Origin of the sequence: Actinocorallia sp. B10E7 (assembly GCF_039871655.1) — a bacterium.
GTDB lineage: Bacteria > Actinomycetota > Actinomycetes > Streptosporangiales > Streptosporangiaceae > Actinocorallia.
The window spans coordinates 74,198-92,506 of the sequence record NZ_JBDPLZ010000013.1; the positions used below are offsets into that span (position 1 = coordinate 74,198).

Genomic DNA, 18,309 nt, shown 5'->3' on the forward strand with positions numbered 1-18,309 from the left:
GATCTGATGGCACTGGGAATCTGGGGAAACCGCGCGGGGAAGGCGACGATCCTGCTGTCGGTCGCCGCCGTGGTCTTCGGAACGGGCTACCTGGCGAACAACGGGGCCGCCGCGCCCGCACCGGCGGCCGAGCCGGTGCCGGTGCCGGACCTCGAGCCCAAGGTGATCAAGGTCGCGGAGGGGACGATCGTCTCGCGGCTGGTGCTCAAGGCGACCGTGGAGGCCGACCCGCCGACGCAGGCCCGGCCGGAGAAGCCGGGGACGGTCGTCCAGGTGCTGGCGAAGAACGGCCGGCGGGTGAACAAGGGCGAGACCGTCGTGGTGTTCGAGTACACGCCCGAGCCGAAGGCGCCGACGAAGCCGGACGCCGAGCCCAAGCCGGTCAAGCCCGTCAAGGTGTACCTGACGGCTCCCGCCGCGGGGAAGGTCAAGGACATGCAGGCGCATGTCGGCTCCCAGGTCAGCCCCGGCGAAGCGGCCTTCTCGGTGGACCGGGGCCGGTTCCGGGCGGTGGCGGCGGTCGAGACCAAGGACATCTACCGCCTCTACAACAAGCCGCGCGGCATCAAGCTGAAGATCGACCACGGCCCGGCTCCGTTCTCCTGCCCGCTCATCTCCTACGGCGCGGGAGGCGGTGAGAAGGCGGAGGTCCAGGTCGTCTGCCGGGTCCCCGAGTCCCGCAAGGTCTTCCCCGGCCTGCCCGCCGAGATGTCGGTCCTGACGGACCAGGCGAAGAACGTCCCGGTCGTCCCGCTCGCGGCGGTGCTCGGCCAGGCGGACTCCGGCTGGGTGACGGTCGTGGACGAGTCCGGCGCGCGCTCCCGCCGCGAGGTCGAGCTGGGCCTGAACGACGGCGAGAAGGTCGAGATCAAGTCCGGGCTGGAGGCGGGAGAGAAGATCCTCGACCTCGCTCCCGGGGACGAGGCCTTCTCCGGGCCCGAGAAGCCGAGGGAACGCCCGTGACGCCCGCCGTGGAACTGGCCGGGGTCACCAAGCGCTTCAAGCTCAGGGGAAGGAAGGAGCCGCTGACCGTCCTGGACGACATCTCGCTGACCGTCCCGAGCGGCGGCTCGATCGCGATCGTCGGCCTGTCGGGCGCGGGCAAGTCCACGCTGCTCAACGCCCTGGGCCTGCTGGAACGCCCGGATGAAGGGCGGATCTCCCTTTTCGGGAAGGAGACGACGACACTCCCGGAACGGGAGAGGGCCTCCCTGCGCGGGAAGGCGATCGGCTTCGTCTTCCAGCAGCTCAACCTGCTGACCGGCCGCTCCGCCCGCCAGCAGGTGGCCGTTCCGCTGCTCTACGAGGGAGGCCGGTCCCTGCGGCGCCGGTACGCGCTGGCCGACGCGGCCCTGCGCAGGGTCGGCCTGGCCGAGCGCCTGCACTCCAAGGTCTCGGAGCTGTCCGGCGGCGAGCAGCAGCGGGTGGCCATCGCCCGGGCCCTGATCCGCGACCCCCGCCTCATCCTCGCCGACGAGCCCACCGGCGCCCTGGACCCGGTGACCGCCGCCCAGGTCATGGACCTGCTGTTCGCCACCGCCCGCGAGGACGGAAGGGCCCTCATCCTGGTCACCCACGACCACGTCCTGGCCCGCCGCGCCGACCGGGTCTACACGCTGGACGCCGGCCGCCTGTACGCCGATCGCTCGGAGGCGGAAATAATCTCGCTTGACCAGCGCTTATACAGATATCTTGCGTGAACTTGGCTCTCCGCCGGTCGTCGACCGCGATTTCCTCCGGGGGACGGGGTCGATAGGCTGGGGAAGAGGTCGAAGCCGGTACGGGGGCGGCGCTGAGTGATCTCTGTCCTGCTGAGGACGGTGACCGAGTAGAAACCTCGTAGATCGGGCAGACAGTCTGGCGACGGTGCCGGGTGGGTCGGCTGGGTTCCGGGTCCGGGACCGCGGGCAGGCCGGCCGGATCGCGCCACGGGCTCCGCATCGACCTGCAAGGATTGTCTACGGAGGTTGCCGTGACCATTCGCTTCAACCCGTCTCGCGGCGCGACCCTGGGAGTGGAGTGGGAACTCCAGCTCATCGACACCGAGAGCAGGCTGCTCCGGCAGGACGCCGGGCAGGTGCTCGCCGACGTCCCTCAGCTCAGTGAGGGGAAGTTCACCAAGCTGCGGCACGAGCTGATGGAGTCGACCATCGAGGTCGTCACCGACCCCTGCTTCACGGTCTCGGAGATCGTCTCCGACCTGTCGGCCTCGGTCGCGCAGCTGCGCGAGGCCGCCTCGCCGCGCGGCATCCAGCTCGCCTGCACCGGCACCCACCCGGTCAGCGACTGGCGGGACGCGGTCATGGCCCCGATCCAGCGGTACGCCGAGCTCATCGAGGAGATGCAGTGGCTGGCCCGCCGGATCCAGACCTTCGGCGTGCACGTCCATGTGGGGGTCACCGACCAGGACAAGGCGATCCCGATCATCAACGCGCTCTCGGCCTACCTTCCGCACTTCCTGGCGCTGACCGCCTCCAGCCCGTTCTGGAAGGGGCATGACACCGGGCTGGCCTCCAGCCGCTCGATCGTGTTCGGCTCGCTGCCCACCGCGGGGCCCCCGCACTCCCTGGAGAACTGGGGCGAGTTCGAGGGTTACATGGACACTCTGCTGCGGGCCAAGACGATCCGGTCGATCAAGGAGGTCTGGTGGGACATCCGTCCGCATCCGGACTTCGGCACGGTTGAAGTGCGCATGTTCGACGGGATCCCGACAATACGGGAAGTCGGGATGGTTACTGCGTTGTGTCAGTCCCTCGTCACGCTTTTCGAGCAGCAAATCGATCGCGGATATGCGCTTCCGCGCCCGGCGACGTGGGTTGTCCGCGATAATAAATGGCGAGCGACCCGATACGGGCTCGACGCCATCATCATCACTGATGACTCCGGACGTACCGCGCCGCTCCGTGACGAGCTGTACGAACTCGCCTCCGAGCTCGCACCCGTGGCCGACCGCCTGGGGTGTGCCGAAGAGCTGAAGGTGATCGGCGAAGTCCTGGAACACGGCGCCCCTTACGAGCGCCAGCGCGCGATCCGCGCCGAGGGCGGCAGCCTGGAGGACGTCGTCTCCGCGACGATCATGGAGTTCGCGGAGAACAGGTTCGTCGGCCCACGGGAGGTGGTCCATGCAGGGACGACCTGAGGAGCCCCCCGAACAGACCGATACGACGAGAAGTGCCACGCCTGAGGGGGCGCACATGACGCAGACTCATCCAGGGGTGATGCCGTCCCTGGACCCACCGGTGGAAGAGGATCCAGACCTGCGCAAGCAACTGGCGGCCTTCCTCGACCAGCACACCGACGATTTGATCGGGTTCCGCCGTGATCTGCACATGCATCCCGAGCTCGGATTCACCGAGTTCCGTACCACGGAACGGCTGGTGGAGCGGCTGAAGGAGGCCGGCCTCGAACCGAGGGTGCTGCCCAAGGGGACCGGCGTCATCTGCGACATCGGGTCCGAGGGCGGCCCGACGGTGGCGCTGCGCGCCGACATCGACGCCCTGCCCCTGCCGGACGAGAAGGACGTGCCCTACGCCTCGACGATCCCCGGCCTGAGCCACGCCTGCGGGCACGACGTGCACACCACGGTCGTGCTGGGCGCCGGGCTGTTCCTGGCCCGCCAGGCGGCCCTCGGCCTGCTGCCGGGCCGGGTGCGGCTGCTGTTCCAGCCCGCGGAGGAGAACCCCGGCGGGGCGCTGGACATCCTGGCGGCGGGCGGCCTGGTCGGCGTGAACCGGATCTTCGGCCTGCACTGCGAGCCCAAGTTCGAGGTCGGCCAGCTCGGCGTGCGCACCGGTCCGATCACCGCGGCCTGCGACAAGGTCTACGTCAAGGTCAACGGGCCTGGCGGGCACACCGCCCGGCCGCATCTGACCGCGGACCTCGTCTACGCGCTGGCGAAGATCGTCACCGAGCTGCCCGCCGCGCTGTCCCGCCGGGTGGACCCCCGCTCCAGCCTCAGTCTGGTCTGGGGCCGGATGAACGCGGGCTCGGTCGCCAACGCCATCCCCGACCAGGGGCTGGCCGAGGGCACCGTGCGCTGCCTGGACGACGAGGCCTGGCACCGCGCCCCCGAGCTGATGCGGTCCCTGCTGCACTCCGTCGCGGGCGCCTACGACGTGGAGGCCTCCCTGGAGTACGTCCGGGGCGTGCCGCCGACCGTCAACGACCAGGTCAGCGTCCAGATGTTCAAGGACGCCGGGGACCTGGTGCTGGAGACCGACAAGGTGGTGACCGCGCCGCAGAGCCTCGGCGGCGACGACTTCGGCTACTACCTGGAGTCGATCCCCGGCGCCTACGGGCGGCTCGGCGTGCGCACCCCCGGCGGCCCCGAGTACGACCTGCACCGCGGTGACTTCGACGTGGACGAGTCCTGCATCCCGGTCGGAGTCAAGATCCTCGTCGCGACCGTGCTGACCGCGCTGTGCGAGCTGCCGGGATCGGGCGTCCCCACCGATCTGGAGGACTCCCGCGCCTGACGGGCGAGGAGGGCCCGGCGCCGAGGGCGCCGGGCTTCGTCCTTCCTCAGCGCCGGTAGAGGGCGAGGTCGTCGCAGGCGCCGGTGCCGGGCGTCTGCCGCCAGCAGTAGATGCGGGCGGTGGTGCTCTTGCCGGTCTTGAACTCGGCGCTCAGCCGGGTCCACTTCTTGGAGCCGGAACTGACGTATTTGGCGGCCGAGCCGAAGTCCTTGGCGCCGATGAAGGTGGCGCCGGCGTTGGAGGTCACCCAGCCGACCACCTGGTAGGTGGTGTTCGGCTTGAGGCCGGTCACCACGTACTCGACGGCCGAGTCGTAGCCGTTGCCGGGTTGCAGCAGGACCGCGTTCTTGCCCGAGTGGGCGTCCTTCGCGCCGAGGAGGGCCACCGCTCGGGGCAGCCACTTGCCGAATCCGCCCTCGAATCCGCCGTTGGCCAGCAGGTTCTGCGGCGGCTTGCGCTTCTTGGTCTTGGTGGGGCTCGGCGAGGGCTTCGGAGGCTTCGGTAGGGGGGAGCCGGCGTTCTTCTGCGACTTCACCGGGGCGGAGGGGGAGCCGGAGGGGGAACCGGAGGGCTGCTCGGTCGGGGGCGCCTGCTCAGTGGGGGGTACCTGCTCGGTGGGGGGCACCCCCGTCTTGGCGGCGACGGGCTGGGGGTCGCCCTCCCCGCCGCCCCTGGTCACCGCGAAGACGCCGACGAGCAGCAGGGCCACGGTCACCGAGGCGGCCACCACCAGCAGCGGGCGTTTGGCGCCGCGCCCGTCCGAGCCCTCTCCCGCCCACGGCGGGGGAGCGTCGAACGGGGAGCCGGCGGGAGGCGGCGGCATCGGCGGAGCCTCGGCGGCAGGGGAGCCCGGGGCGCCGGGCAGCTGCTCGACCCGGGTCTCCATCGCCCAGCCGGAGGCGGCGGGCGAGACGACGGGGTCGAGCATGGTCTGGTCGGCGGGCGCGGCGGGCTCCGCGACGAGGGGATTCGAGGTCTCTCCGCCCGCCGGAGAGCCGAGCGGGGAGTCGAAGGCGGTGACCATCAGCTCGATCTGAGGGGCCGGAGGCTCCTCCGGCTGCGGCGGGACGGTCTCGGCCCGCGGCTGCTCGGATTCCTGAGGGCCGGTTCCGAAGACGACCGGAGGTTCCTGAGGGCTGGTTCCGAAGACGGCCGGGGGCTCCTGCGGGCTGGTTCCGAAGACGACCGGAGGTTCCTGCGGGCCGGTCTCGGAGGTTTCCGGGGCCTCTTCCGCGGGGGCGGGCGCCGGGCGGCCGAAGGCCGCGGGCGGCGCGGCGAGTTCGGCGACGGTCACGCCCGGGTCGGAGGTGGGCGCGGTGAGCTGGCGCAGCAGTTCGGCGGCGGACGGCGGCACCGCGGACAGGCACGCCTCGGTGAGGGTGCGCAGCCGGGGCGGCAGTTCCTGTCCGCCCGCGGCGGCCTCGATGAGCCGCGCCCAGTCGGGGAGGTCGGCGGCGAGCGCCGACTCCCCGCCGGGGGCGATCCCGAAGTCGGTGAGGACGGCGCCCTGCGCGCTCATGATGACGTTGGACGGACGCAGCGCGCCGTGAGGGATCCCGACGGCGTGCAGCCCGGCCAGGGCGGTGGCGGTGCGCACCGCGAGCCGTTCGAGTTCAGCGGCGGAGAAGGGCTCGGGGATGTCGGGCAGGGGGATGCCCTCGACGTACTCCGACATGAGGAAGGGCCGGGCGCCGACCAGCCCGGTGGACAGGGCGCGGGCGGTGTGCGGGACGGAGAGGCGGGTGAGCGCCTCCATCGCCCGCTGGTAGGACTCCCAGACCGCGGGGTCCTCGGTCAGGTGGGCGTGCAGCAGCTTGACGGCGACCTTGGTCCCGTCGGTCTGCTGTCCGAGGAAGACCACGCCGAGCGGACCCTCTCCCAGCCGTCCGCTGAGCCAGAGCCCGCCGACGAGTCCGGGATCGCCGGGTTCGAAGGGTCGCATAGGGAGTCACCTCGGGGGTATGCGGAGACGATGAGCGTAACCAGCCGCGGCGTAATGCTAGCGACCCGAGGAGGTGCGGGTGGACGGAACCGGACGTTAAGGAAGTGAAGCCGCTTCCTTCTGCATATACACCCGTACCCAGTCCACGCTCATGACCGCGGGGAACACGGTGTTCCCGTCGGGCGGGCCCTGCCAGTCGCCGCCGATCTGGAGGTTGAGGATCATCTGCATCGGCTGGTCCAGCGACCAGTTCGGGTACTTCTTCATCTTCCCGAAGGTCTTCTGGTCATCGCCGGTCCACCAGCGGACGCCCTGCGGGGTCCAGTCGACGCCGACGGTGACGTACTGCTCGTGCAGCGGGGTGTCCAGGACGACCCGGGTGTCCTTCATCTTCTTCTTCTGGTGGGCGGCGCCGAGGATGTCGCGGTTGTGCAGGCCGTAGACCTCGGCGATGTCGATCTCGCCGTACCGCTCGCCGCCGTAGGAGGCGTTCATCGTCTGCAGCCAGAAGGCGGGGAAGACGCCCTTGCCGGTGGGGAACTTGACGCGGGCGGCGAACCGGCCGTAGGTGTGCGTGAACCGCCCGGACGTCTGCAGCCGTCCCGAACGGTACTGGCAGGGGCCGTACCAGCACTTCTGGCCGGAGCCGTCCTTGACGGCGGTGACGTCCAGCTGGCCCTGCCCGTTCATCTGGACCTGCTCGGGGTCGTAGTAGGCCAGGCCGCCGACGCCCCAGCCGTTGCGGTCGCCGGTCTGGACGAACCACTTGGAGGAGTGCGGCAGGCCCTTCCGGTTGAACTCGTCGGACCAGACGAGCTTCCAGTCGCCGTCCGCGGGCTGGACGGAGTCCGGGTCGACGGCCGGCTGCGGCTCGGCCTGCTGCCGCACGGTCTCCACGTCCCGCACGTGGACGACCGTGCCGGCGGCCAGCGCAGAACCGGCGAGGAGCGCCACGAGGAGCTGCGACTGCGAGCCCCGCTTCTTCTTCCTGCTCAACGGGACTCGCTCCAGGAACCGTTCCGCGGCTGCTCCGTGAGGCCTTCCGTCCTGGTCCTGAGCGGAGAGCCGGACGGCTGCGCGTACTGCGCGGGGGCGGCGGTGTACGGGGCCGGGGCCGGGACCGGGGGCCTGACGCTGGAGTCGGGCCGGGTGACCGTCGGTGAACCGGAGAGGGTCGCGGTGTGCTCCAGGGGCCGGCGCCGGTGGGAGTGGGGGCGGGGGGTCTGGCCGACCCGGACGTGCTGCTGCCTCTGGGGGAGCGGCGGGAGCGGCTGCTGCGGCTGTTGCGGCCGCGGACCGGGAATCGGGCCGGACGGTTCGGCGGCCACCTCGACAGTGGAGCGGGTGCCCCAGGAGGCGGTGCGCAGGGTGAGCAGGGAGAACACCCGGATGGGCAGCAGCAGCACGATGTGCATCAACCCGTACAGCGGGGCCATGAGGAAGATGCCGAGTTTCTCGAGGAAGCCGACGCCGGGCCGGGGCAGGTCCAGGTAGCGGACGGAGCGCAGGTAGCCGAAGCAGACGATCATCGCGCAGTACTCGGCGATCAGCAGTTCACCGGTCAGGATCGGGTGGAGGAGGAGCGAGTACAGCAGGGTGGCGGTGAACACCAGCCAGGTGGAGACCTCGATCCCCGACAGCAGGAAACCCATCGGGCGGCGGGTCGGGAAGGTCTTGAGGCACCAGAGGGTCTCGCGGAAGAACGAGCGGTTCCAGCGGGACTGCTGGCGCAGGTAGTGGTTCATCCGCTCGGGCACCGCGGTCTCGGCCAGGGCGCTGCTCTGCAGCAGGACCTCGCCCTCCAGGAGGCAGTAGTTGGTGAGCCTGCGGTCGTCTCCGACGACGGCGGGCTGGCCCAGGAACTTCTGGGTGCGGAAGTCGTCGAGGTACTTGTGCACGACCCAGCCCCGGTAGGCGGCGAGTGAGCCGCAGCAGCACAGGACCGTCTTGAGCATGGAGTACGCGGCCCGCTCGTACAGGAAGGCGTTGGCGTAACGCAGCTCGATCAGCCGGGTCAGGACGTTGGTCCTGTAGTTGGAGGCCAGCACCATGCCGGTCACCCCGGTCACCTTCTCGTCGGCCTCCATGGGGGCCAGGAGCTGGGCGAAGGCCTCCCGCTCCAGGACGGTGTCACTGTCGACGCCGATGTAGACGTCGGCCTGCGGCACGGTCTGGAAGCCGCGGGCGAGCGCCTCCCGCTTGCCCATGTTGCGGGGCTGGCGCAGCACCAGCAGCCGGATGCCGTGCCGTTGGAAGGGCTCGATCATCGACACGGCGACCCGGGCGGCGTCTTCGCTGGAGCTGCCGTCGTCGACGACCATCACGGTGCGCGCGGGCGCGGACTGGCGCATGAGGGTGTCGAGGCAGCGCCGGAGGATCTCGGGGTCCTCGTTGTAGATCGGCACGATCACGGCGGCGTCGAGCCGGGTCCGGTGGCCCTGGGGAAGCGGGACCGGGCGGTAGCACAGGGAGAGGACGAGCTTGAGGGAGAGCAGCCCGAGCAGGATGTAGCCGAGCACGGTGAGTTCCCGCGGCGTCGCGTACCGCAGGGCGGCGAACGCGAGCAGCAGGAAGGCCGCGAGGCTGATGAGCCGAGCGGGCACGGAGGGCGCGAGCTGGGGGCGGGGTGCGGTCAAGGGGAGACGGCTCTTCTGGTCCGGCGCGCCGGCGGCCGGGTAGGGACGGGTCCTAGCAGAAGAGCGTTCCAAAGGAGAGGCGTGTCACCGGTGGGAGCCGCCGACTCGAAGATCTTTGCCCGCTCACTGTCAGGGGTCTTTCCGGGGTAGCCGCACCCTACCCACGCTCATGTCATGGTCTGTCCGTTTCCAGGGAGGCGAAGCCCGGCTTGATCACGTCGTCGATGAGGGCCAGCCGCTCGTCGAAGTGCAGGAAGGCCGACTTCATGGCGTTGATGGTGAACCAGCGCAGGTCGTCCCATCCGTAGCCGAAGGCGTCGACGAGCCGGGCGAACTCCTCCGAGAGAGTGGTCCCGCTCATCAGCCGGTTGTCGGTGTTGACCGTCACCCGGAACCGCAGCCGGGTGAGCAGCCCGATCGGGTGGGCGGCGATGGACCGGGCCGCGCCCGTCTGCACGTTGGACGTGGGGCACATCTCCAGCGGGATGCGCTTGTCCCGGACGTAGTCGGCGAGCCTGCCCAGCTTCGCGCCGTCCTCGCTGATGTCGTCGATGATGCGGACGCCGTGGCCGAGCCGGTCGGCGCCGCACCACTGGATGGCCTGCCAGATGGAGGGAAGCCCGAACGCCTCGCCCGCGTGGATGGTGAAGTGCGCGTTCTCCCGCTGGAGGTACTCGAAGGCGTCGAGGTGGCGGGTCGGCGGGTTGCCCGCCTCGGCTCCGGCGATGTCGAACCCGGCCACCCCGTGGTCGCGGTAGCGGACGGCCAGTTCGGCGATCTCGCGGCTGCGGGCCTGGTGGCGCATGGCGGTCAGCAGGGAGCGGACGAGGACGCCGTGCTCGCGCCCGCCGTCGAGGAAGCCGGCGTTGACGGCCTCGACGACGGCCTCCAGGGACAGCCCCTCGGTCAGGTGCTGCTCGGGCGCGTACCGGACCTCCGCGTAGACGATGCCGTCGGCGGCGAGGTCCTCGGCGCACTCGTAGGCGACGCGGTAGAGCGCCTCGGCGGTCTGCATGACGGCCACCGTGTGGATGAACGTCTCCAGGTAGCGTTCCAGCGACCCGCTGTCGGAGGCGTCGCGGAACCACCGGCTCAGCGCTTCGGGCTCGGTCTGGGGGAGCCCGGTGTAGCCGTGGAGGTCGGCGAGCTCGGCGACCGTGGCGGGGCGCAGGCCGCCGTCCAGGTGGTCGTGGAGCAGGACCTTGGGCGCGCGCCGGATCTCCTCCGGCGTCGGTTTCCGGCTCATCACGCGTCGATCCTTTCGATGATGAGGGGCAGCAGGTCGGGCGTGCCGTTCTCCACCAGGTCGAAGGAGCCGTCCAGGGCGGCCAGGGCGCGCTCGAACCGGGCGGGGTCGTCGGCGTGCAGGGTGAACAGGGGCTGGCCGAAGGCGACGTGGTCGCCGGGCCTGGCGTGCCAGACGACGCCCGCGCCCGCGCTCACCGGGTCCTCCTTGCGGGCCCGTCCCGCGCCGAGTCGCCAGGCGGCGAGGCCGACGCGGTAGGCGTCGAGGCGGGTGAGCACTCCGGAGGCCGAGGCGGTGATGGTGTGGGTCTCGCGGGCGGTGGGGAGCGGGGCGTCCGGATCGCCGCCCTGGGCGCGGATCATCCGGCGCCAGCGGTCCATCGCCGAGCCGTCCCGCAGCGCGTCCGCCGGGTCCTTGCCGTTCAGGCCCGCGGCGTCGAGCATCTCCCGGGCGAGCGCGACCGTCAGCTCCACCACGTCACAGGGGCCGCCGCCCGCCAGGACCTCGACCGACTCGGCGACCTCCAGCGCGTTGCCGGCGGTGCTGCCGAGCGGGCGGTCCATCGCGGTGAGCAGGGCCACGGTGTTGACGCCGGCGTCCAGGCCGAGCTCGACCATGGTGCGGGCCAGCTCGTGGGCGTGGTCGGTGGTCTTCATGAACGCGCCCGAGCCGACCTTCACGTCCAGGACCAGCGCGGACGTCCCCTCGGCGATCTTCTTCGACATGATCGACGAGGCGATCAGCGGGATGGACTCCACGGTCCCGGTGACGTCCCGCAGCGCGTACAGCTTGCGGTCGGCGGGGGCCAGGCCCTCTCCGGCGGCGCAGATCACCGCGCCCGCCTCCTTCAGCACCTCCAGCATCTCCTCATTGGTGAGGTGTGCCCGCCAGCCGGGGATCGACTCCAGCTTGTCGAGGGTGCCGCCGGTGTGGCCGAGGCCGCGCCCCGACAACTGGGGCACCGCGCCGCCGCAGGCGGCGACCGTGGGCGCCAACGGGAGCGTGATCTTGTCGCCGACGCCGCCGGTGGAGTGCTTGTCGGTGGTGGGCCGGTCCAGCGCCGACCAGTCCATGCGCTCGCCGCTGCGGATCATCGCCCTGGTCCAGTCGACGATCTCGCGCCGGGACATGCCGTTGAGGAGGATGGCCATGTTCAGCGCGGCCATCTGCTCGTGCGCCACGGCTCCGGACGTGTAGTGCTCGATCACCCAGTCGATCTGGGGAGTGCTCAGCTCGGCGCCGTCACGCTTGGCGACGATCACCTCGATGGCGTCCATCGAACCTTCCTAGAGGTATTCGGGCCCGAACGCGTCGGGCAGGTAGTCGCGGAGTGGTCTGACTCCGGCGGACGTCTCGAGGAGCAGCGCGGGCCCGCCGTGCTCGTAGAGCAGCTGACGGCACCGGCCACAGGGGGTGAGAGGGGAGCCGTGGCGGTCGACCACCGAGACCGCGACGAGGCGCGGGGTCTCACCGAGAGCGGGTTCGCCGGGCGTCCCGGAGCCGTGGAGGGCCGAGACGAGACCGCATTCGGCGCACAGGGTGAGGCCGAACGAGGCGTTCTCGACGTTACAGCCGGTGACGATCCTGCCGTCGGAGGTCAGTCCGGCGGCACCCACGGGGAAGCGGGAGTAGGGGGCGTAGGCGCGCGTCATGGCGGCCTGGGCGGCGGCGCGGAGCGAAACCCAGTCGATCTCTTCCATGTGGTGAGCGTAATACGGCCTCCCAGGTCAGAGGGGGTCGCCTTTTCCGACGAACAGGGCGTAAGGTTATCGTCACACGTATGACGGTATCGATCGCCTAAACACGGCTATTGCGTAACGGTATGCCCACAACTTGATTCGGCGTATCGACGTTCGCGGCCACGGACGGTGAACCTGAATACCGCACTGGCTGGGCAAGAGTTGCCGTAGCTCGTCAAACATGGAGGCAAAGTGTCCAAGGGGATCCGGCTCGCTGCCGGGGTGGCCGGACTGGCGTTGCTGGTCGCCGCGTGCGGGGAGAAGCCGAGCGAAGAGAAGAACGCGACCGCGAACTCCGACTACTCGGCATGCATGGTCACCGACACCGGCGGCATCGACGACCGTTCCTTCAACGCCGCGTCCTGGGCCGGCGTGCAGGCGGGCATCAAGACGGTCGGAGGCAAGGAGGACTTCGTCGCCTCCGCCAGCGAGAACGACTACGTCCCCAACATCAACCAGCTGGTCAACAAGGGCTGCAAGCTCATCGTCACCGTCGGCGGCCTGATGGGCGAGGCCACCACCGCGGCGGCCGAGCAGCACCCGAACCAGCAGTTCGCGATCGTCGACTCCGCGTCCGTGGACGGCAAGAAGATCTACGGCATGGAGTTCAACACCGCCGAGAGCTCCTTCCTCGCCGGCTACCTCGCCGCGGGCATGAGCAAGAGCGGCAAGGTCGCCACCTTCGGCGGTCTGCCGATCGGCCCCGTCACCATCTTCATGGACGGCTTCTGGGAGGGCGTCCAGCACTACAACAAGACCAAGGGCAAGGACGTCCAGGTCCTCGGCTGGGACGAGACCAAGCCCAAGAGCGGCTCCATGGCCAACCACTTCAACGACCAGGCCAAGGGCAAGAGCATCACCAAGAACTTCATCGAGCAGGGCGCCGACGTCATCTTCCCGGTCGCGGGCGGCACCGGCCTGGGCGCCGCGGCCGCGGCCAAGGAGACCGGCGGCAAGGTCAGCGTGATCTGGGTGGACACCGACGGATGCGAGTCCGCCGACCAGTACTGCGACGTCTTCCTCACCTCGGTCCAGAAGAACATGAAGGGCGCCGTCGAGGAGGCCGTGGTCAAGGGCTCCAAGGGTGAGCTGACCGGCGGCTACCTGGGCGACCTGGAGAACGGCGGCACCGGCCTGGCCCCGTTCCACGAGTTCGACAGCAAGGTCCCGGCCGACCTGAAGTCCGAGCTGGAGAAGCTCAAGGCCGACATCATCGGCGGCACGATCAAGATCACCTCGCCTTCGCAGCCCAAGAGCTGACCCTCGGGGCGACGACGGGGCGGGAGCACGGGCTCCCGCCCCGTCCGTGAACGACACGGGCAAGGCAGGCCGGACCACCGGGCACGCCACTGCGCCCCACGGCTTTGCGGGGAGGACTCAGGGTGGCACTTGAACTTCGGGGCATCACCAAACGTTTCGGCTCACTGGTGGCCAACGACGCGATCGACCTGGAGATCGGTCCGGGGGAGATCCACTGCCTGGTCGGCGAGAACGGCGCGGGCAAATCGACGCTGATGAACATCCTCTACGGGCTCTACCAGCCCGACGAGGGCGAGATCCGGATCGACGGGAAGCCGCTGGTGCTCGACGGTCCGCGCTCGGCGATCAACGCCGGGATCGGGATGGTCCACCAGCACTTCATGCTCGTGCCCGTCTTCACCGTCGCCGAGAACGTCATGCTCGGCGACGAGCGGGTCAAGGGCCCCTTCCTGGACCACGCCGCGGCCCGCAGGCACGTCCGTGAGGTCTCCGAGCGGTACGGCCTGGCCGTCGACCCCGACGCGACGGTCGGTGAGCTGCCCGTCGGCGTGCAGCAGCGCGTCGAGATCGTCAAAGCGCTCACCCGGGACGCGAAGATCCTCATCCTGGACGAGCCCACCGCCGTCCTCACCCCGCAGGAGATCCAGGAGCTGTTCACCGTCATGCGCCGGCTGCGCGAGGCGGGGACGTCCATCGTCTTCATCACCCACAAGCTCAAGGAGGTCAAGGCGGTCGCCGACCGGATCACCGTGATCCGGCGCGGGGCGGTCGTCGGGACCGCGACCCCGGACGCCTCCGAGACCGAGCTGGCCTCGCTGATGGTCGGCCGCCAGGTCCGACTGCGGGTGGAGAAGACCCCCGCAGAGACCGCGGGTCTGGAGCCCGCCTTCTCCGTCCGCGACCTGACGGTGCGCAACCCGGCCGGGAAGGCCGTCGTGGACGGCATCGGCTTCGACATCATGCCCGGGGAGGTCCTGGGCGTCGCCGGCGTCCAGGGCAACGGGCAGACCGAGCTCGCCCAGGCGATCCTCGGACTCCTCACCCCCGAGAGCGGCTCGATCGTGCTGGACGGTGCCGAGCTGTCGGGCAGGAGCCCGCGGGAGCGGCTGCACGCCGGGCTCGGCTTCGTCCCCGAGGACCGCGGCAACGACGGGCTCATCGGCACCGAGAGCGTCGCCGAGAACCTCGTCCTCGACCTGTACGACCGGCCGCCGTTCGGGCGGCGGGGCACGATGGACGTCGAGGCGGTCCGGCGCAACGCCGCGCAGCGGGTCGAGGAGTTCGACATCCGCACCACCTCCATCGAGCAGCCCGTCGGCGAGCTCTCCGGCGGCAACCAGCAGAAGGTCGTGGTGGCCAGGGAGATGTCCCGGCCGCTGCGCATGCTGCTGATCTCCCAGCCGACCCGCGGCGTGGACGTCGGCGCGATGGAGTTCATCCACCAGCGGATCATCAGGGAACGGGACCAGGGCCGCCCGATCCTGCTGATCTCCACCGAACTCGACGAGGTCATGGCGATGTCCGACCGCGTCGCGGTGATGTACGGAGGCAGGATCGCGGCCATCGTGTCCGCGGACACCCCCACGGAGAAGATCGGTCTGCTCATGGCCGGAGCGAACCCCGAGGACGTCGTCGATGAGTGAACATCCCGAGAAGAAGCCGGCGCCCGAGGCGTCCGCGGACGAGAAGGCGCCGCGGCCCGGCGGCGCCAAGCGGGTGCTGGACGAGATCCTCGAGGGCTCCTGGCTGGTCACCGCGCTGGCCGTCGTCCTCGCGCTGTTCTTCGGCGCGATCCTCATCATCGTCTCGGACGAGGAGGTGCGCGGCACCTTCTCGTACTTCTTCGCCGCGCCGGGCGACGCGCTGTCCGCGTCGTGGACCGCGGTCAGCGAGGCCTACGGGGCCCTGTTCCGCGGCGCGATCTGGAACCCCGACAACTCCTGGAACGTGGCCACCGCGATCGGGCCGTTCAGCGAGACGCTCACCGAGGCCACCCCGCTGCTGCTCGGCGGCCTGGCCATCGGGCTGGCCTTCCGCGCCGGCCTGTTCAACATCGGCGGCCAGGGACAGCTGATCATGGGGGCGATCTGCGCGACCGTGGTCGGCTTCTCGCTGGAGGGACCGCCCGTCGTCGCGGCGGTGCTCGCGGTGCTGGCCGGCATCGCCGGCGGCGCCCTCTACGGCGCGCTGGTCGGGTTCCTCAAGGCCAGGACCGGCGCGCACGAGGTGATCGTCACGATCATGCTCAACTACACGGCCGTCTACTTCCTGGTCTGGCTGATCACCACGGACGCGGTCAAGAACCCCGACCGGTACGAGCCGCTGTCGAAGTCGGTGTCGGAGGCGGCCGAGCTGCCCAAGCTGCTCTCCTGGCTGCCGGAGGGCGGCGGGAGCCTGCGGCTCCACACGGGGCTGCTGATCGCGATCGCCGCCGTGTTCTTCTGCTGGTGGCTGCTGGGCCGCTCCACCCTGGGCTTCGAGTTGCGCGCGGTCGGCGCGAACCCGGCGGCCGCCCGCACCGCCGGCATGAGCGTGGGCAGGAGCCAGATCATGGCGATGCTCATCTCCGGCGGGCTGATGGGCATCGTCGGCGCGACCCAGGTGCTGGGCACCGCCAACGCCAACAACGCGCTCACCCCCTCCATCGACGCGGGCCTGGGCTTCACCGCCATCACCGTGGCGCTGCTGGGCCGCGCCTCTCCGGTCGGGACGGTCTTCGCCGCGATCCTGTTCGGCGCACTGCAGGCCGGAGGCCGCGCGATGCAGGCGTCGGCCGGGATCTCCATCGAGATCGTGACGGTCCTCCAGGCGCTCATCGTGCTGTTCGTGGCCGCGCCGCCGCTGGTCCGCGGCCTCTTCCGCCTCAAGGGCACCGGAGGGTCCCAGGCCGCACTCGCTTCGAAGGGATGGAACGGATGACGGCCACGGCTCTGCCGCAGGAGGGCCTCGCCCCGGCGGGGGCGGGAATGGCGCGCGGACGCCTCTACGGCGGCATCGCGATGATCGTCGTCGGGCTGTACGGGGCCTGGGCGTTCGGCCTGGGCAGCCGCACCGACGGGGTCGACACCCGGTTCGTGCTGAACCTCACCACGGCGACCGGCCTGACGCTGCCCGATCTGACGTTCCCCGCCGGTCCGGTCGCGCTGGCGCTGGCCGTCCTGGCCGTGCTGTGCGGGGCGGCGAAGCTGGCGGTCCCGTTGTCCGGGCGGCTCAACGCCACGGTGACGGGCGTGTTCCTGTTCTGCTACGTGCTGGCCTTCATGGTCTGGGCGGCGGCGGGCCGGAGCCTGAACCTCGCGGCGGTCATGGAGGCGACGCTCCTGGCGGCCGTGCCGCTGGTCCTGGGCGCGCTGGCGGGCGTCATGGGCGAACGCTCCGGCGTCATCAACGTGGGCATCGAAGGCCAGTTCCTCCTGGGGGCGTGCACCGCCGCCTTCACCGCGTCCGTGACGGACTCGCTGTGGGCGGCCTTGTTCGCGGGCAGCCTGGCCGGCGCCCTGTTCGGGCTGCTGCTGGCGGTCTTCGCCCAGCGCTACCTGGTGGAGCAGGTCGTCCTGGGCGTCGTCCTGACGATGCTGGCCACCGGCCTGACGGGCTTCTTCTACGAGCGCGTCATGCAGAGCGACACCGCCGCCTACAACGAGGCCCTGGCCTTCTCCAAGATCAGGATTCCGCTGCTGTCGGAGCTCCCGGTGATCGGCCCGGTGCTGTTCGCCCAGAACATCCTCGTCTACCTGACGATGGCGCTCCTGGTGGTCGTGCACGTCGCGCTGTTCCACACCCGCTGGGGCCTGCGCACCCGGGCCGTCGGCGAGCACCCCACCGCCGCCGACACCGTCGGCATCAACGTCATCCGCACCCGCTACGTGAACATGTTCCTGGGCGGCCTGATCGCGGGCCTGGGCGGTGTCTGGCTCACCATCGGCCTGAACATCAGCTTCAACAAGAACATGGCCGCGGGCCAGGGCTTCATCGCGCTGGCCGCCGTCATCTTCGGCCGCTGGTCTCCGGTGGGCGCCCTGTGGGCGGCACTCCTCTTCGGCTTCGCGGGAGGACTCTCCAACGCCGTCCAGCCGCTGCAGACCCCCGTCCCCACGTCCTTCCTGTCGATGCTCCCCTACCTGGCGACGATCTTCGCCGTGGCGGGCCTCGTCGGTTACGTCCGGGCCCCCGCCGCCGACGGCCAGCCCTACACCAAGGGCTGACCGCCGGGCGCGCCGCAACCCTTCTCTCGGATTCGGAGAACTGCGTACGCTGGCGGTGACGTTTCCCTACGATGCCGGGAGCAGAACGTGAACGAGGGGGCACCAAAGGTGATCACTGCTGTTCTCTCCCGCCTGATCGACCTCCCGGACACGCCACACGCCCTGTTCGTGCGCGGAGAGCTGGCCGACGCGGTCGGCGCGCGCGAAGGGGACCGCGTCGAGGTCATCGGGGGGGAGGTCGTCGTGTCGCCGGCACCGGCGGTGGATCATGGAGGGATCGTCGAAGACGTCTCCGAAGCGTTCGTCCTGGCCCGGCGGGAGGACGCCGACCATGTATGGAGATGCCAGCAGGGAGTGAACCTCACCCTGGTCTCCCCGGGGGAGGACTTCGACTTCATACCCGATCTGGTGGTGGGGGAGAGCACGACGATCAGGGCCGCGCGGCGGGCCCAAGTAGTCTGCCTCGCTTCGGACGAGGTCGAGCTGGTGCTGGAGGTGACGTCGCGGGGGAACGCCTGGCGGGACCGTCCGCCTCTGGACGGGCCCGCCACCAAGTGGACCGCTTACGCGCGCGCGGAGATCCCCTACTACCTGCTGGTCGACCGGGACCCGAAGGCCGCGCGGGCGGTGCTCTACACGATTCCGCACGCGGCCAACGGCGCCTACCTGGACGAACAGGTGTGGTCCTTCGGGGAGACGATCACCTTGCCCGACCCTTTCGGGGTGGAGATCCCCACCGGGGAATGGCTGCCCTGGACGTGAGGTGCTCGTCCAGGGCCAGGTGAGCGGGGCGCCGGAGGGCCGCG

Annotated in this window: 15 protein-coding genes; 9 read left to right on the plus strand and 6 right to left on the minus strand. The window is 70.4% G+C overall.

The annotated features are described in order from the left end of the window. Positions 1–6: 6 nt before the first annotated feature. The 4 genes from ABGB12_RS31325 (at position 7) to ABGB12_RS31340 (ending at position 4,475) form a co-directional block, all read left to right on the plus strand. Entirely contained in the window at positions 7–963 is a 957-nt protein-coding gene (locus tag ABGB12_RS31325) for a hypothetical protein (RefSeq protein ID WP_347683505.1), read from the plus strand. Next, entirely contained in the window at positions 960–1,700 is a 741-nt protein-coding gene (locus ABGB12_RS31330; RefSeq protein WP_347683506.1) for an ABC transporter ATP-binding protein, read from the plus strand. Before ABGB12_RS31325 ends, ABGB12_RS31330 begins: the two co-directional genes overlap by 4 nt. Before the next feature lie 272 nt (positions 1,701–1,972). Further along, positions 1,973–3,139, plus strand: coding sequence for a glutamate--cysteine ligase (locus ABGB12_RS31335; RefSeq protein ID WP_347683508.1), 1,167 nt, complete (start codon positions 1,973–1,975; stop codon positions 3,137–3,139). Between the two features lie 55 nt (positions 3,140–3,194). After that, complete coding sequence (locus ABGB12_RS31340) at positions 3,195–4,475, plus strand: amidohydrolase (RefSeq protein WP_347683509.1); 1,281 nt, start codon at positions 3,195–3,197, stop codon at positions 4,473–4,475. Positions 4,476–4,521: 46 nt separating this feature from the next. Here the strand turns inward: ABGB12_RS31340 and ABGB12_RS31345 are convergent, their stop codons facing one another. The 6 genes from ABGB12_RS31345 to ABGB12_RS31370 all read right to left on the minus strand — a co-directional run bounded on the left by ABGB12_RS31345 (position 4,522) and on the right by ABGB12_RS31370 (position 11,999). Continuing rightward, complete coding sequence (locus tag ABGB12_RS31345) at positions 4,522–6,417, minus strand: carbohydrate binding domain-containing protein (RefSeq protein WP_347683510.1); 1,896 nt, start codon at positions 6,415–6,417, stop codon at positions 4,522–4,524. 96 nt (positions 6,418–6,513) lie between these two features. Further along, positions 6,514–7,413 (minus strand): glycoside hydrolase family 16 protein, encoded by a 900-nt coding sequence (locus tag ABGB12_RS31350; protein ID WP_347683512.1) that lies wholly within the window; start codon positions 7,411–7,413, stop codon positions 6,514–6,516. Continuing rightward, positions 7,410–9,053, minus strand: a complete 1,644-nt coding sequence (locus tag ABGB12_RS31355) for a glycosyltransferase (protein ID WP_347683514.1) — start codon at positions 9,051–9,053, stop codon at positions 7,410–7,412. Before ABGB12_RS31355 ends, ABGB12_RS31350 begins: the two co-directional genes overlap by 4 nt. Positions 9,054–9,225: 172 nt before the next feature. Then, the gene (locus ABGB12_RS31360; RefSeq protein ID WP_347683516.1) at positions 9,226–10,299 is read right to left on the minus strand and encodes an adenosine deaminase; all 1,074 of its coding nucleotides are present in this window, start codon (positions 10,297–10,299) and stop codon (positions 9,226–9,228) included. Continuing rightward, a complete protein-coding gene (locus tag ABGB12_RS31365) occupies positions 10,299–11,576 on the minus strand; it encodes a thymidine phosphorylase (RefSeq protein WP_347683518.1) in 1,278 nt (425 codons plus the stop codon). Before ABGB12_RS31365 ends, ABGB12_RS31360 begins: the two co-directional genes overlap by 1 nt. 9 nt (positions 11,577–11,585) lie before the next feature. Next, positions 11,586–11,999 (minus strand): cytidine deaminase, encoded by a 414-nt coding sequence (locus ABGB12_RS31370; RefSeq protein ID WP_347683520.1) that lies wholly within the window; start codon positions 11,997–11,999, stop codon positions 11,586–11,588. 231 nt (positions 12,000–12,230) lie between these two features. Here ABGB12_RS31370 and ABGB12_RS31375 point away from each other — a divergent pair, with 231 nt between their 5' ends. The 5 genes from ABGB12_RS31375 (at position 12,231) to ABGB12_RS31395 (ending at position 18,265) form a co-directional block, all read left to right on the plus strand. Further along, on the plus strand, positions 12,231–13,298 hold the full coding sequence (locus tag ABGB12_RS31375) for a BMP family ABC transporter substrate-binding protein (RefSeq protein WP_347683522.1): 1,068 nt from the start codon (positions 12,231–12,233) through the stop codon (positions 13,296–13,298). A gap of 122 nt (positions 13,299–13,420) precedes the next feature. Further along, positions 13,421–14,941, plus strand: a complete 1,521-nt coding sequence (locus ABGB12_RS31380) for an ABC transporter ATP-binding protein (protein WP_347683524.1) — start codon at positions 13,421–13,423, stop codon at positions 14,939–14,941. Next, on the plus strand, positions 14,934–16,217 hold the full coding sequence (locus ABGB12_RS31385) for an ABC transporter permease (RefSeq protein WP_347683526.1): 1,284 nt from the start codon (positions 14,934–14,936) through the stop codon (positions 16,215–16,217). The genes ABGB12_RS31380 and ABGB12_RS31385 overlap by 8 nt, the downstream gene beginning before the upstream one ends. Then, positions 16,214–17,503, plus strand: a complete 1,290-nt coding sequence (locus tag ABGB12_RS31390; protein WP_347683528.1) for an ABC transporter permease — start codon at positions 16,214–16,216, stop codon at positions 17,501–17,503. Before ABGB12_RS31385 ends, ABGB12_RS31390 begins: the two co-directional genes overlap by 4 nt. A 108-nt stretch (positions 17,504–17,611) precedes the next feature. After that, positions 17,612–18,265 (plus strand): Uma2 family endonuclease, encoded by a 654-nt coding sequence (locus ABGB12_RS31395; protein WP_347683530.1) that lies wholly within the window; start codon positions 17,612–17,614, stop codon positions 18,263–18,265. Positions 18,266–18,309 lie beyond the last annotated feature (44 nt).

What these genes read in the sequence shown, in the direction of transcription:
- ABGB12_RS31390 (WP_347683528.1), top strand. Translation starts at nt 16,214, where the DNA reads ATGACGGCCACGGCTCTGCCGCAGGAGGGCCTCGCCCCGGCGGGGGCG.
- ABGB12_RS31370 (WP_347683520.1), bottom strand. Translation starts at nt 11,999, where the DNA reads ATGGAAGAGATCGACTGGGTTTCGCTCCGCGCCGCCGCCCAGGCCGCC.
- ABGB12_RS31325 (WP_347683505.1), top strand. Translation starts at nt 7, where the DNA reads ATGGCACTGGGAATCTGGGGAAACCGCGCGGGGAAGGCGACGATCCTG.
- ABGB12_RS31340 (WP_347683509.1), top strand. Translation starts at nt 3,195, where the DNA reads ATGACGCAGACTCATCCAGGGGTGATGCCGTCCCTGGACCCACCGGTG.
- ABGB12_RS31365 (WP_347683518.1), bottom strand. Translation starts at nt 11,576, where the DNA reads ATGGACGCCATCGAGGTGATCGTCGCCAAGCGTGACGGCGCCGAGCTG.
- ABGB12_RS31360 (WP_347683516.1), bottom strand. Translation starts at nt 10,299, where the DNA reads ATGAGCCGGAAACCGACGCCGGAGGAGATCCGGCGCGCGCCCAAGGTC.
- ABGB12_RS31345 (WP_347683510.1), bottom strand. Translation starts at nt 6,417, where the DNA reads ATGCGACCCTTCGAACCCGGCGATCCCGGACTCGTCGGCGGGCTCTGG.
- ABGB12_RS31385 (WP_347683526.1), top strand. Translation starts at nt 14,934, where the DNA reads ATGAGTGAACATCCCGAGAAGAAGCCGGCGCCCGAGGCGTCCGCGGAC.